This is a genomic window from Vibrio maritimus, assembly GCF_021441885.1.
In the GTDB taxonomy this organism is placed as follows: domain Bacteria; phylum Pseudomonadota; class Gammaproteobacteria; order Enterobacterales; family Vibrionaceae; genus Vibrio; species Vibrio maritimus_B.
Genome location: NZ_CP090438.1, coordinates 2449148 through 2463918 on the forward strand (window position 1 = coordinate 2449148; position 14771 = coordinate 2463918).

At 46.3% G+C, this 14771-nt stretch carries 12 protein-coding genes; 5 read left to right on the top strand and 7 right to left on the bottom strand.

The window, feature by feature from the left end:
* The first annotated feature begins 105 nt into the window (after positions 1 to 105).
* Both dgcN and dgcA read left to right on the top strand, forming a co-directional pair.
* Complete coding sequence (gene dgcN, locus LY387_RS11105) at positions 106 to 1110, top strand: N-acetyltransferase DgcN (protein WP_234494143.1); 1005 nt, start codon at positions 106 to 108, stop codon at positions 1108 to 1110.
* 98 nt (positions 1111 to 1208) lie between these two features.
* Positions 1209 to 2174: an N-acetyl-D-Glu racemase DgcA gene (gene dgcA / locus LY387_RS11110; RefSeq protein WP_234494144.1), complete on the top strand. Its 966-nt coding sequence runs from the start codon at positions 1209 to 1211 to the stop codon at positions 2172 to 2174.
* An 80-nt stretch (positions 2175 to 2254) separates the two neighbouring features.
* On the opposite strand, the gene LY387_RS11115 is transcribed toward dgcA, so the two are convergent.
* The gene (locus LY387_RS11115; protein WP_234494145.1) at positions 2255 to 3637 is read right to left on the bottom strand and encodes an MATE family efflux transporter; all 1383 of its coding nucleotides are present in this window, start codon (positions 3635 to 3637) and stop codon (positions 2255 to 2257) included.
* Between the two features lie 268 nt (positions 3638 to 3905).
* Between LY387_RS11115 and LY387_RS11120 the strand changes: the two genes are divergently transcribed.
* Complete coding sequence (locus LY387_RS11120; protein WP_234494146.1) at positions 3906 to 5297, top strand: DEAD/DEAH box helicase; 1392 nt, start codon at positions 3906 to 3908, stop codon at positions 5295 to 5297.
* An 85-nt stretch (positions 5298 to 5382) separates the two neighbouring features.
* On the opposite strand, the gene LY387_RS11125 is transcribed toward LY387_RS11120, so the two are convergent.
* Positions 5383 to 6018 carry a murein L,D-transpeptidase catalytic domain family protein gene (locus tag LY387_RS11125; protein ID WP_234494147.1) on the bottom strand — a complete coding sequence of 212 codons (636 nt, stop codon included), beginning with the start codon at positions 6016 to 6018 and terminating at the stop codon, positions 5383 to 5385.
* Positions 6019 to 6565: 547 nt separating this feature from the next.
* Here LY387_RS11125 and LY387_RS11130 point away from each other — a divergent pair.
* Together LY387_RS11130 and LY387_RS11135 are read left to right on the top strand one after the other, a co-directional pair.
* On the top strand, positions 6566 to 7849 hold the full coding sequence (locus tag LY387_RS11130; RefSeq protein WP_234494148.1) for a DEAD/DEAH box helicase: 1284 nt from the start codon (positions 6566 to 6568) through the stop codon (positions 7847 to 7849).
* A gap of 136 nt (positions 7850 to 7985) precedes the next feature.
* Complete coding sequence (locus LY387_RS11135; RefSeq protein WP_234494149.1) at positions 7986 to 8858, top strand: aspartoacylase; 873 nt, start codon at positions 7986 to 7988, stop codon at positions 8856 to 8858.
* Positions 8859 to 8914: 56 nt separating this feature from the next.
* On the opposite strand, the gene LY387_RS11140 is transcribed toward LY387_RS11135, so the two are convergent.
* From LY387_RS11140 to LY387_RS11160, 5 genes are all read right to left on the bottom strand, one after another.
* Positions 8915 to 9922 (bottom strand): CobW family GTP-binding protein, encoded by a 1008-nt coding sequence (locus LY387_RS11140; protein WP_234494150.1) that lies wholly within the window; start codon positions 9920 to 9922, stop codon positions 8915 to 8917.
* Positions 9912 to 10472 (bottom strand): carbonate dehydratase, encoded by a 561-nt coding sequence (locus LY387_RS11145; protein WP_234494151.1) that lies wholly within the window; start codon positions 10470 to 10472, stop codon positions 9912 to 9914. Before LY387_RS11145 ends, LY387_RS11140 begins: the two co-directional genes overlap by 11 nt.
* Positions 10473 to 10496: 24 nt before the next feature.
* Positions 10497 to 11831, bottom strand: a complete 1335-nt coding sequence (locus LY387_RS11150) for a dihydroorotase (protein ID WP_234494152.1) — start codon at positions 11829 to 11831, stop codon at positions 10497 to 10499.
* Positions 11832 to 11857: 26 nt separating this feature from the next.
* Positions 11858 to 12322, bottom strand: a complete 465-nt coding sequence (locus tag LY387_RS11155) for a Fur family transcriptional regulator (RefSeq protein WP_234494153.1) — start codon at positions 12320 to 12322, stop codon at positions 11858 to 11860.
* A gap of 152 nt (positions 12323 to 12474) precedes the next feature.
* Positions 12475 to 14619 (bottom strand): TonB-dependent receptor, encoded by a 2145-nt coding sequence (locus LY387_RS11160; RefSeq protein ID WP_234494154.1) that lies wholly within the window; start codon positions 14617 to 14619, stop codon positions 12475 to 12477.
* Between the last annotated feature and the right edge of the window lie 152 nt (positions 14620 to 14771).

The following is a 14771-nucleotide window of genomic DNA, read 5'->3' on the forward strand; positions in this document are numbered from 1 at the left end:
CCTATAACATGAGGTTATAGGCGAGCAACAACAGAGTATTCGTCTGCTCGACCTTATCCCTATATCTTGGACACTCAATATTTGCTATCCAACGTAAGGGACACTATGAACATTGCACAGCCTTATCTGCTTTTCCTCGGAGATGTCACCGACCCACTCGCAGCAAAAACGGCTCGCGGTATCGTCCAATGGCGACCACAAGCTTGCCTAGGTGAACTGCGCTTGACTGAAGAGACGGTTTCTCTAGGACTCGAAGCACTAACCCTCGAGCAAGCTAAAGCAAATGGTGCAAAGACCTTAGTGATTGGCACAGCAAATGCGGGTGGTGTCATCCCTAGAACCTGGGTTGAAACGCTTATTACTGCGGCTAACCTTGGCTTTGATATTGCCTCAGGTATGCATCAGCGCCTTACCGATATTCCTGAACTCGCAGCGCTTGCCAGCCAAGGTAAGATCCAGTTGTTCGATGTTCGTCATTATGATGAGCGCCTAGATGTGGGCACAGGTGCCAAACGCCAAGGTAAACGCCTTTTGACTGTCGGTACAGACTGCTCAGTAGGTAAAATGTTTACAGCGCTAGCTGTTGAGAAAGCACTTACACAACAAGGTATTAATGCCCAATTTAAAGCCACCGGACAAACTGGGATCCTGATTGAAGGCATGGGTATCTCAGTAGACGCGGTTGTCGCAGACTTTATTTCAGGAGCCGTCGAAGCGCTAAGTCCGAGTTTTACTGATCATGAGTGGGATATTATCGAAGGGCAAGGGTCTTTGTTTAATCCCTCTTTCGCTGGCGTAAGCTTAGGTTTACTGCATGGTGCTCAACCGGATGCGCTGGTACTGTGTCATGAAGTCGGACGGGAGCATATTCGCCATTTAGCTCATGCTGCACTGCCAAGCATAAGGCAGACGATCGAAGCGAACCTTATGGCGGCGAGAGTCACCAATCCGGCCGTGCAATTTGTTGGCATTTGTCTCAACACTTCAAAAATCGATGACAAAGAAGCCGAAGCGTTATGCTTAGAATGGAGTGAGAAGTTCAATCTACCTGTGACTGACCCTGTTCGTTTTGGCGTTGATGAGATCGCTCGCCGTGTCGCGGCGCTATAGCAATAGCGATGAACTGAGAGACTTCCGTCTTAGATACGTCCATCTAAACCTACGAAAAGCATGCTCTGTTACTTGGTCAAAAGGGATACAATGACATTATGAAAATCGAAGCGCACCATCACTCTATCAAATTAGCGAAGCCGTTCACTATTTCTCGAGGGACGCGAACGCACGCCGAGATGGTAAGAGTGTCGATAACCTATCAAGACCACATTGCACAAGGGGAATGTACGCCATACCCAAGGTATGGTGAGTCTGTTGATTCGGTTATAGAGCAAATCAACGCGTTTAGTGAAACGCTCACTTCGTTGACTCCCGAGCAAGCCCGCATAGAGCTCCAGCGCTGCCCTGCAGGTGCCGCGCGCAACGCCATAGACTGTGCACTATGGTCGCTCGAAAGTATGCTCAAAGGATCTCATTTCCCTGCTCCTTTCTTTACTATTAAGCCGAGTATTGAAACAGCAATGACGGTTTCCGTCGCCAATGTGAGGACTATGGCAGATCAAGCGAGTGAATATGTTGAGCAAGGTGCGACGCTGCTTAAGGTTAAGCTCGATGGTGACGCAGTCCTTGAAAAAATCAGGGCGATCAGAGCAGTGGCGCCTAATGCGAAGATCATCATCGATGCCAACGAAGCATGGGCAGACATGGATCTGGCAGCACTCTTTACCGACTTAACGCCTTTCAACATCACGATGATAGAGCAGCCTGTCCCTAGTGGTCAGGATGCGTTATTGAAAGACATCCCTCACCCCATTCCTTTATGTGCCGATGAAAGTTGCCATACTCGCAAACAGCTTGGTGAACTGGTCGGCATTTATGAGATGATCAATATTAAACTGGATAAAACCGGCGGACTTACCGAAGCGCTTGCTCTTGAGAAAAGCGCCCGAGAAGCCGGGCTAAGCATTATGTCGGGTTGCATGCTTGGCTCATCCATAGCGATGAAAGCCGCGCTGCCGATTGCCAACCGTGCTGAAGTAGTCGATCTTGATGGTCCTGTTTTACTAGGCTCGGATATTGAAAATGGTCTTCGCTATCAGCAAGGGAAGCTCTATCTCTGACTAGCCCGTTCAAAAACGACAAAGCGCGCGATAACCTGAGTTTATCGCGCGCTTTTTAGTATTGACCGAAGGTAAGCTGATTAAGCGCCAGACAAAAGCTCAACATCACGTCGTTTAATAACGCTTCTTAGGCGCAACAGCATTAATATTGCCGCCACAGTTAGGCCGGTAAGAATACCCACCCAAAAGCCCTTTTCTCCCATAGCGGGAACAATGTGATCAGTTAGACCGAGCACCACACCTAGGGGCAGTGCTAACCCCCAATACGAGGCGATGGCAAGGATCATCGGTACTTTGGTGTCCTTGTAGCCACGCAATGCGCCATTTGCCGAAGTCTGAAGCGCATCACTGAATTGATACATAGCGGTGAATACTAACAGCGTGGCCGCTGTAGCGCTCACTACTGGATCTGTGGTGTAAAGACGAATAATCCAATCAGGGAACAACAAGAACATCGCCACTGAGCAGAGTGACAACAGTGCCGCAACCAAAATACCAATCTTGCTTCGTTCAATCGCACCCAGTTCGTCTTTTGCACCTAGAGCATGCCCTACACGAATCGTGATACCAAAAGAGATACTCATTGGGATCACGTAAGTCATGCTGGATATATTGAGCGCGATTTGAGCGGCGGCAACATTCTCTGCACCGATACGACCAATGAGTAGTGCAATCACAGCGAAGATGCTTCCGCATACGGCGATATTCATCCCAATCGGCAAGCCTAGTCTCAACAGATTGACGATAGCCTTTATTCTTGGCTTGATATCATTGAAACGAATGATGGTTTTGTAGTGGTGATGCCCCTTAATATAAGAGTACAACAGACCCGACATTAACCAATACACCAAGCTAGTTGCCCAGCCACAACCCACAGCGCCAAGTTCAGGGAAGCCAAACTTACCGTAGATAAGCACATAGTTAACGGGAATATTCACCAAAAGACCAATCACTGAGATGATCATTGGCGCTTTGGTATTGTTCATCCCCTCGCAAAAGCCATTCAAGGTATAGAAAAGTGCAATGCCGGGAACACCAAATGCCAACGCATAGGCGTAGTCACTAGCAATAGGAATGATCTCCGACGCAACACCAATCCACTCAAGAATCGGCTTCGCACTGACTAAGTAGGCAATAAGCAAAGCACTCGATGTCAGTGCCAGCCACACCATCTGAAAGAAGTCGACCGAGATACTGTCGAAGTCACGCGCGCCACGGTGAAACGCAACAACCGGCGTTAATGCCATGATCACACCGCGAAGCAGAAGTAGAACCGGGATCCACAAGCTAGCGCCCAACGCGATCGCTGCTAGATCAGCTGCGCTCACTTGACCAGCCATCGTGGTATCCACGAAGCCCATCGCTTGGGTAGCAAGCTGAGTCAAAATAATAGGTACTGACAGGTGCATCAAGGCACCCGATTCTTTAGAAAAACGAGTTAAAGGAGGAGTAGTCGTTTGCATGAATGTCTTATAACACCAATATAAATGCACCAGTGGAGGCAGGATGGCGAGTGCGCATTTTAGGGTGTGCCCGTCTAAGGCGGCGACAATATAAACACCTTAGTCATAGATTTCAATACTGCTTTAGCCATAAATCGCTGAAATAATGCAACCAAAATTGTATTGAACTTCATCACAAAACCACGCAGAATAGCGCGCCTTACCCTATCCTTGGGTTTACGGCATATCTCACCCGAATTGCCTCTCTTTCCTTTAATTGAGTATCACTATGAGTTTTGATTCATTAGGTCTTTCCCTACCTATTCTTCGTTCGCTTAAAAAGCTAGGCTATGAGAAAGCATCGCCCATACAAGAGCAAGCTATTCCAGCCATCATCGAAGGTAAGGATGTTATGGCGGCCGCTCAAACGGGCACCGGCAAGACCGCAGGCTTCGCCCTGCCATTGATTCAAAACCTTGATTCAGGTAATCGAGTTAAAGCTAACCATATTCGCGCCCTCATCCTTACTCCAACAAGGGAGCTCGCGGCTCAGGTGCATGAGAGCGTCTATAAATATAGCGCTTATTTACCGCTGACTTCACAGTGTGTTTTTGGTGGCGTGAAGATAAACCCACAAATGATGAAGCTACGCAAAGGTTGCGACATCATGGTAGCAACGCCAGGTCGTTTACTCGATCTGTATCAGCAAAACGCAATCAAGTTTTCTCAACTTGAAGTGCTGGTGCTTGATGAAGCAGACCGCATGCTGGATATGGGCTTTTATCGTGATATCAAAAAAATCCTCGACTTACTGCCAGAGAAGCGCCAGAACCTACTGTTTTCAGCCACGTTTTCTAATGAAATTCGCGATCTCGCAAAAGGATTGGTCAACGATCCTGTCGAAATCTCAGTTACACCACCCAACTCAACCACCAAGCTTGTTGAGCAAAGCGTGTACGTAGCGGATAAAAAACAGAAACCAGCCATGCTTGCTAAGCTCATCCAAGACGGTAACTGGCAGCAAGTATTGGTATTTAGCAGAACGAAGCATGGCGCTAACCGCCTAGCTCGTTATCTAGAAGAGAAGAAGATCACCGCGCTCGCCATTCACGGTAACAAAAGCCAAGGCGCACGAACAAAAGCGTTGGCTAACTTTAAGTCTGGTGAAGTGCGTGTCCTGGTAGCAACCGACATAGCAGCGCGCGGTCTTGATATTCCTCAGCTACCGCAAGTGGTCAACTTTGACCTTCCGAATGTCTCTGAAGACTATGTGCATCGAATCGGTCGTACTGGACGCGCTGGTGAGACTGGCAACGCTTACTCTCTAGTATGCGCAGACGAAGCAAAAGAGCTGTTTGCGATTGAGCGCCTGATCGGCAAGCTACTTACAAGGCATGAACTTGACGGTTTTACGCCTGTAAATGCAATACCGGAGTCGAAGTTGGATACCCGTCCAATGAAACCTAAAAAGGCAAAGAAGCCTAAAAAACCAAAGCAAAATCAACAAGAAGGTAATTCATCAACTAAAAAGAATGCTGAAAATAATAAACCTTCTTCGACGGGTAAAAAGAAACCGCGCAAGTTTAATTTCAAGCGCAATAACAATGGTGAGCAACCTGCGAATAAACCTCGTAAGCCTCGACCAAATCGCTCGCGTTCTAATAAACCTAAACAAGATTAGAGGCATATCTAACGAGAACAAATAAAAAATCCCGCATACTAAATGCGGGATTTTTATAATCGTTATTATGAATTAATTCAGAAAGTTATGCACTAGCGTATATTACGCTGCCACCTTTAATTGTATCAATAATTTCTCGAGACAAGTTTTCAGGTAGTGCTGGGCATCCCCAACTGCGACCTAGATAGCCATTTTGCTTAATAAAAGACTCGTTCGCGTAGTCTGCACCGTGAACCACTATGTAGCGCTCGCGTGCGTTGTCGTTGATGCCTTTATCTAGACCATCGAGGCGCAAAGAGTAGCCATTCGAACCGTAGTAGGTCGAGTCCGTCAAGAAGGTACCTAGTGAGGTCTTGCGTGAATTCACAATGTTTGAAAACTTCGTCGCTGTTTTCTTACCACTATTTACGCCATGAGAAACGTAAGTGTTAAAAACTAACGACTTCTTATCTAAGTCTATGACAAAAAAACGTTTTTCTGTCGAAGGCTTAGAGTAATCAATAATAGTAAGCAGGGACTTAGAACGGTTTGCTGCGTTTTCATAAGCGTTGTATGCATCGCTAAATAGTTGAAAATCCACAACACCTTCTAGTTGAGCACTGCGATATATACCTTTTATCGTACCTGATTCTAGTTTTACTTCGCTGCGAACGTTGTGGGAAAACAGTACTACGGCGACAAGTGCCAACAACCACAACGGCGAAAAAATATTTTTTACCATTATTACAACAATTTAAGCTAATTTGAATCTATTTTATCGGACCTCAATGTCCTTAATTGGCTGCCAATATTAGCTTAACTTTTGTGCTAATAGAATAAAATTAACGTATTTTTACATCATTATTTGAATAAGATCGAAAAATAATTACCAATAGCGAATTCAACATATTTAATTTCAATAAGTTAACTGTAGCAAAATAGACAAATGTGTTTACTGAATCTCGATTAGTATGCATGCCGATCACTATCAGAAGCTCACAAGACCGCTCACAATAGCCACTTCTCAGTAGACAACACATGCGATTTGGCACTCCCCCTATCCCAACATTTAAGTTGCTTTTTGCACCCATAACCATAAGAACGACACACCTTCTGTGCTCCAATCAGCCAATAAAGCCTGTTTTGGTGAAGTTTTCACCAAAACACCCCAAAATAGTCACCACTTACGTCTAGAATTCTTTTATAATCTGCGCCCATCTTTTTCCTAGTTGCCTGCACGAGCAGTTACTGGGCTAGAGAACACGGTCATCTGCTTTTAGGAACATAGAATGTCATTTTCATCACAAGGTTTTTCATCAGAAATCGTACAAGCGCTTACTGAGTGTGGTTATGAAAAGCTCACCCCTGTCCAGCAACAAGCGATCCCTCATGCTCGTCGTGGACACGATATCCTTGCGCACGCACAAACGGGGACGGGTAAGACAGCGGCATTCTCTTTGCCAATCATCCAACAATTGCTAGATGCACCACAGCAAGTTGGCCGTGCAACGACTCGAGCACTGATTCTGGCGCCAACGCGTGAGCTCGTGGATCAAATTGCCAACAATATCGCTGACTACACTAAGTATGTTGACCTAACAGTGACCGCTGTTTACGGCGGCGCTAAGATGTCATCTCAAGAACGCAAACTTGAGAAAGGTACTGACGTGTTGGTTGCAACCCCTGGCCGCCTAATTGAGCACATTGAACTCGGTAACCTCAACCTCGCAAACCTTGAGTTCCTAGTTTTCGATGAAGCTGACCGCATGTTGGACATGGGCTTTATCAGTGCTATTCGCACCATCATGAGTGGCATCGCTGGTCACCCACAAACTATGCTGTTCTCGGCCACCTCTTCAGCGCAAATGAACGCGTTGGCACAAGACCTTCTTCGTAAGCCTAAGCGCGTTATTGTTAACGAAGAAAACTCAACAGCCGCGACGGTTTTCCATGTGGTTTACCCTGTTGATGAAGAGCGCAAACTAGAGCTACTGTCAGAGCTCATCGGTCGTAAGAACTGGCAACAAGTTCTGGTGTTCGTTAACTACAAAGAAACCGCAAACGAAGTCGTGAAAGAGCTTAAGCTTGATGGCATCAAGGCGGTTTTATGCCACGGTGATAAAGCGCAAAGCTCCCGTCGCCGCGCACTAGAAGAGTTTAAATCTGGAAAAGCTCGCGTAATGGTAGCTACAGAAGTTGCGGCACGTGGTCTTGATATCCAAGGTCTTCCTCACGTAGTGAACTACGACATGCCGTTCCTTGCTGAAGATTATGTTCACCGCATAGGCCGTACGGGTCGTGCTGGACAACAAGGACATGCCGTTTCTTTTGTTAGTCGTGACGAAGAGCTGACGCTGGTTCAGGTCGAAAACCTAATTCAGCAGCGTATCAAACGTATTCAGCTTGCCGGCTACGAGCCAAAAAGCCGTGATGCCCTACTGACTAAGATGCACAGCAAACCTGCTTATAAAGATCGCCAAGGTCGTAAGAACAACCCTCAACAGGAGCAAAGCTCTGCAGAGCGCCGTTTGAAGATGATGCGTGCAATCCGCAATAAATCTAAAGGCGCGTAATAACGCCAAAGCCTTTTGAAAACGCCGCTGCGTAAAACGTCAGCGGCGTTTTTTTATCCCTGTTTTTCCAACTCTAGATCTCCCCTTTGTTGTTATGTTATAACGTTTCACAATTTCAAATTTGGTAGATGTAGATATGGCGAACCCTTCAATTAATCAGGTACTTCTCGTTGCTGGTACTCATGGCAATGAGCTATCGGGTCTTTACTTACAAAAACTCATTCGAGATGGCGTGTATCAGGCCGACCGGTCAACATTTCAGGTCAAGAATACGGTGGGTAACCCTCCCGCAGTGAAAAAGAATGCTCGTTTCATCGACATAGACTTAAATCGAGCTTTTTCGTCTGCTGACTTAGAATCTGACGCCAACGAAAAACGTTTAGCAGCAGAGTTTGTTAAGCAGCATGCCAACAACGAAAATCAATTGATCATTGACCTACACAACACCACAAGCAACATGGGTGCAACGCTGATTCTACTATCAAGCGATCCTTACTACGCAAGGATGGGGGCCTACGTCAAACAGCGCATGCCCGAAGCGAATATCCTGTTTGAAGACCGTAAATCATGGATCGACCAACCTTATTTATGCACGACAGGTCACCATGGGTTGATGCTTGAGGTTGGTGCACAAGCTCATGGCTCGCTTAAATACGAGACGCTAGAGTTAATGAAAAACTTGCTCACCGCGGTACTCGACTATATAGAGAATACCAATCTAAACAATGCACTAAAACTTAGCGATTATGACGCTTATGGTTATATTGAAGAAGTGATGTTCCCGCTCGATATTGATGGGATGCGCCTTGCGACTGTCCATCCAACACTGTGTGGCAAGGACTTTGTCACCGTAAAACCTGGAGAGCCAATTCTAGCGACCTTCCTTGGTTACGATGTGCATTGGCAAGGCAACGAAACCGTCTATCCGCACTTCATTAATGAAAGTGCTTATTGTCAAAGTAATATTGCGATGGCGATGGCAGAGAAACGCACCGTACGTGTGAGTTAGATACTAAACAGGCGGGACTTAAATCCCGCCTGTCTACTTAATTAGGATTGCGATTTCTAACCCCTGGCGATACAAACGAGGAGTCTCTGCTCAATGGTCTCATCAAGATTATCTGCAATCAGCTCAATTCGGCTTTCCGCACAATCATCTAACTCCATTTCAGTAATCCCGTCTGAAGTTAAGTTGTAACCAAAAATACCCATATTAGTGATAAACACCGCTTTCATGCGCTCAACGTTCAGGTCTAAAAGCAGCAGCGCCAGTTTTTGGCGGTCAAACACTTTGTCTGGTGCAAATCGCCAGCCAATACTCTTGAAGCCTTCGCCTTCATTCTCAGCCTTGATCATGCCGCTCTCTGGCATAGGTAACTCGGACGCAAGTAGTTTTGAAGAGTGATGATGGTGGTGGTGATGGTGATGCTGCTCATTCGCAAGTGTTGCCCCTTCAAAGGCAGAAATCGGGATATTGCCGTGCTCTGCAAATATCACTTTTGCATCAGGATGCCCCACCTGCTCAACATACCCTTGCAGCAATTGCTTCTCGTCAGCTTGATACAAATCTATTTTGCTACCAACAACGATATCAGCAATCGCTATCTGCTGATTGAATGTCTCATGGTTGGTATAACGAGTATCAGAAAGCTTTCTCGCATCAACAAGCGTCAACGTTTTTTGCAGCGACAACACTTTTCGATAATGTTCAGAGGATAGAACTTCGAGTACTTCTTTTGGATGCCCGAGCCCTGTAGGCTCAATAAGCAAACGGTCGGGTCTCGCCTCGTGCAGTAACTGGTTAAGTGCGATTTGCATCGGTAGCCCCGCCGCACAGCACATACAGCCACCTGGTACTTCTCGAATGAAGACCTGTTCGGCCTCACCGGATTGCCCTTGTACTAAGCTGCCGTCAACACCAATTTCACCGAACTCGTTGACGAGCACAGCCCATCGCTCTTGCTCGGGTTTATTCTTGAGTAGATGTAAAATTGCCGATGTTTTGCCGACACCAAGAAAACCAGTGATGATGTTGGTTGGTACACTTTCTATGACCGTGCTCTTAGAGTTCATTTGCGATTCTCCTATAACCTTGCACTAGCGTGTGGTTCGCTGAAACAACAGACTCAGAGAAAGCGGAATACTTAGGCGGTACTCGTGAAATGCTATTAAGGTCAAAATCAGCACCAATGTTCGTCATTGGCGGCACATGGAAGTTATCTGGTAAGTCTAGTCCATCGACAACGCAGTTATGGCGGATAACACACCCTTTGCCGATGACCGTATCAAATACAACTGAGTTAAAACCAATAAACGCATCATCCTGCACTTCACAAGGACCATGAATAATTGAGCGATGAGCAATAGAAGAGCGCTCACCTATGGTCACGGCTGCGCCCGCTTTTGAGTGAATAACCACACCATCTTGAATATTGGTGTCTCGTTTAATGATGATTGGCTCCATATCACCCTCATCATTCACTTCATCCGCTCGAATCACCGCATAAGGACCAATAAAGACATTGTCCTCAATAACGACTTTGCCGCAGATGATGGCGGTAGGATCAACGAACGCCGTTTCAGATACTACCGGCATATGACCCGTTGGGTTTTTTCTTAACATATTGGAATCTCTACAACTTCCTGATTAACGGCTGAATGATAGTGGCATAGCACTAGAATCAACGAGCACTGGCTGAGTATCGTCAAACACCATCTGACCATTTACCCACGTACGCTTGACTCGAGAGGAGAAAGAATGCCCAGAGAATGGTGACCAGCCGCAATGGTAGAAGGTATTCTCATGCGTCACTGGGGTGACTGAATCGCAATCAATCAGTACAAGGTCAGCGAAATAACCTTCACGGATAAACCCGCGATTCTCGACACCGTAGCGAATAGCTGGGTTATGTGCTGTCTTTTCGACCACGTCACTCACACTCAATCTGCCATAGTGAACGTGATCCATAAGTGTAAGTAGAGCGTGCTGCACCAATGGCAAACCCGCTGGTGCTTTATCGTAGTCAACCTGCTTCTCTTCAAACGTATGAGGAGCATGGTCAGTCGCGATGATATCGATTTGACCCGTCTTGACCGCTTGAATAATCGCATCACGATCACTTTGATATTTCACCGCAGGATTACACTTAATCAAGTTACCCTTCTCGGCATAGTCTTGATTAGTGAACCACAAATGATGCACACAAGCCTCAGCGGTAATATTTTTCCCGGCCACAGGGCCAGCCTCAAACAAGCTCAACTCTTTTTCAGTTGTGATATGCAAAACATGCAGTTGACTCTGATGTTTCTTAGCCAGATCGACCGCATAGGATGAAGAGGCATAACATGCCTTGTCGTCACGCAGTAAAGGATGATCATCAATGGTGAACTCAGAGCGAGTTTCAAGCAAGCGAGCTTTGTTTTCAGCGATCACAGCGCCGCTTTCACAATGGGTCACAATCAATACCGGTGAATCACGGAAAATCTTATCTAACGCTTCCGGATGTTCCACTAAGAGGTCACCTGTAGATGCGCCCATAAAGACTTTAACGCCACAGTGTTTACCAGGATCCAGTCTTTTGATTTGCTCCAAATTGTCTTCTGTGGCACCAAGATAGAAGGCATAGTTGGCGGCAGAATTTTTTGCAGCAATCGCGTATTTCTGCTCAAGCGCTTCAATCGTAGTGGTTGAAGGGCTAACGTTTGGCATCTCCATGTAACTCGTGATTCCACCAGCAACTGCTGCCAACGACTCTGTTGCAATCGAGCCTTTGTGAGTGAGTCCAGGCTCTCTAAAGTGCACCTGGTCATCAATCATGCCCGGCATCAAGTATGCCCCTTTTGCATCGATCACTTGCTCGTTAGGCAGGGCACTGATATGTGTCGCTACCTGCTCGATGCGCTGCCCTTTGATACGCACATCCGTCTCTCGAACTTCACCTTCGTTGACCACTTTGGCGTTAATAATTAGTGTTGATGACATGGGGTGACTTTGTCTCCTTGATTGGTTTACTTGCCGACATCAGCGGCACATTGATCACAAACACAGTTAATCTCCAGCTGAGGGCTAACGACGGTAAAGCCTTCTTGTTCTGCATTTGATTCTAAGTTGTTGATCATTGATGGATGTATAGTCTGCTCGACAATTTTGTCGCACTTACAACAGATCAGAAATTGAGGGACGCCATGCTCACAGTCGCGAAGGATATGAGCGCATGCCACATACTTGTTTGATACATTGAGGCGGTGAACCAAGTGTTCCTCTTCTAAGAACTCAAGCATTCTATATGCCGACATTGCTTGAAGATTTACCTGGTACTTTTCGCGCGCAAAGTCTATTAGCTCATAGACTGAGAGTGGCTTGCTAGCACTCAGCAATATAGACAGCACTTGCTTCCTTTTCGCTGTCAGTCTTTTTCCCTGAGACGTGCAATGTCGCTCAGCATGAGCGAGTAGGTCGTTAATTGAACTCATTAGGTGCACTCATACATTTAAATCACTCACTTATAAAATGTTATAACATAACAATTAGAGCAACCCAATAGTCTCGTTGCATCGACTGTATTTTGTCAGACATAAAAAAAGCGCTCTTAGAGAGCGCTTTTGGAATCAGGTAATTTATTTGGCTAGTACTTAACTTCGTAACCTAGGTAAATACGACGACCTGGTGCAAAGTAGTAACGAGAGTTGTTACGCTCAGCTTGAGCGTAAGGCGTCATGTACTTCTCGTTAAGTAAGTTCTCTACCGCCACGTTGATCGTACCAACTGGCAGATCGTAGTAAGCACCCATATTCATTAGGAAGAAGCTTTCGACAGCGTAACCTGCACCACTGGTGATCTCGTCCGACTTATCACGAGCGCCTGAATACAGAAGGTTCAGGTTATAACGACCGTAGTCTTGCGTGTCATACAGGAAGCTAGAGGTGATCTTAATCGGCGCAATACGAGTGCCGTCGAGTGGTTGCCATTCGCTATCTCCGTCCAGTTTACGCTCACCCTCTTGCCAAGAAACAGTATTGTCGTTTCGTAGGTTTGGCATGATGTCAAAGCCTAATGTCGCTTCCACACCCCAAACGCGCTCAGGCGCACGAGTGCTCTCTAGGCGGTTGTTGGTTTCATCGTAGTTCAGTGTTGAACCAAGATCTGATGAACTGTAGAAGCCTGCTAGAGAGTAATCAGCAAGACCCACTACACCACGGAAACCAACTTCGTAGTTATCCGTTTTAATCGGTTGAATTGCGCCTTCGACGTTATCGCTATCACCAGTACGAATGGCACGCAATGCTTCGTTCGTTGACATACCTTGTGCAAACGAGGCAAAGACTTGATGGTTATCCGTTAAGTAGTGAGTTGCACCAACATTAAATAGGAACTCACTGATATCAGGATTACCACCCTGAACCGCTTTACCAGCGTTAGCATGGGTATTACCTACGATAAAGTCATCCACACCAAGACGCACATACTCATAGCGAACACCGTAAGAAAGCGTTGTGTTATCTGTCACTTGGCTGGCAAACTGGCTGAAAGGTGCAATCGCAAATTGTTCAACATCTGGCGTATTGTTATAGAAACCCACGCTGTTTGGTTGCTTAAAGCTTTGCTGCTCTACGTCCATACCCCACGTGATGTCTGCCCAGCTTACCATGCTCGAGATGTTAAGCTTCATGCCGTAACGATCAAAGTCTGTCATGTTATGACCGTAGTACGTTTGACCTTCTGTCGGAGAGCCTGGGACATTGTCTTTCATTGCGAGCGTAAAGGTCTCGGTATCTTGAGTCATCCAGTAACCCGTGACATCTAGCATACCCCACGCGAAACCAATGTCTTGATAACGCAACTGGTAGTTCGCAAAAGTACGCTTAACATTATTTGGCTGGGCTGGACCATTCACGCCAACATTACCGGCTACGTTGTTATTGTAACCCGGACCGCAATGTACAGCTTCTGCAGGAGTACCCTCAGCACCGTTACCACCTGTCGCACACCATCCATCGTTATCTTCCATGCGGCGAACACCGAAGTTAAATGTCAGTGAGCGCTCAGCATCGAAATCTCGGTTCCAAACACCATTGAGGTTAATATTGTCCATGTCATCAGCGTTATTCACTGATGGAAGACGGTTACCACTTGCGTCGTAGCTACCGCCACGCTGATCATAACCAAGGCCGATACGCCACTGGTCAGTGTCGTTACCACCTTGCGCTTCTTGGTACACATTCCAACTTAGTGAATCACTGCCAAATTCTTGGAAGTTAGTACCCACTTTGGTGCGGTACTGTGTTTCACCTGCTTCTGGACGCTTGGTGATCACGTTAATGATACCGCCCTGCGCACCTAGACCGTATACCGCACTACCACCACGAATAACCTCGATACGCTCAACGTTTTGCGGATCGATGGAAGAAAGCTCTTGTCCAAAGTCTAGGAAACTGTTGTTTTGTGATACGCCATCGATCATAAGAAGAACACGACGACCACGGATCTGGTTTTGACCTTTGCTACTCAGATTACCGTGTACTGAGGTACCCATACCCGGAACTAGCATAGATAGCGCTTCGTTGATGTTACGGCTCTGGTCCATAACTCGACTAAGCTGCTCTTTCTCGATTACTGTTACCGAACGAGGCACGTCGCTGAGTTTCTGTTGCGAACGGCTTGCCGTTACAACCATGGTTTCATCTGTGTTTGCAGTTTCTGATGCATATAGAGAAGGTGCAGCCAGAGCTAACACACTGCCAATAGCTAGACTTAGGTTGGAGATTTTCACAATACTACCCGTGATGTTTATAAAAATTCGCGACACATTCCCAGAAGCTATCAAACCCAATTGAGTCTTATTATTATTTGTCTGAGAATTAGAAGCGTGCTAGTCTAGCAGCTTCTCTATTAATGTAAATATCAATGATAACCATTCTTATT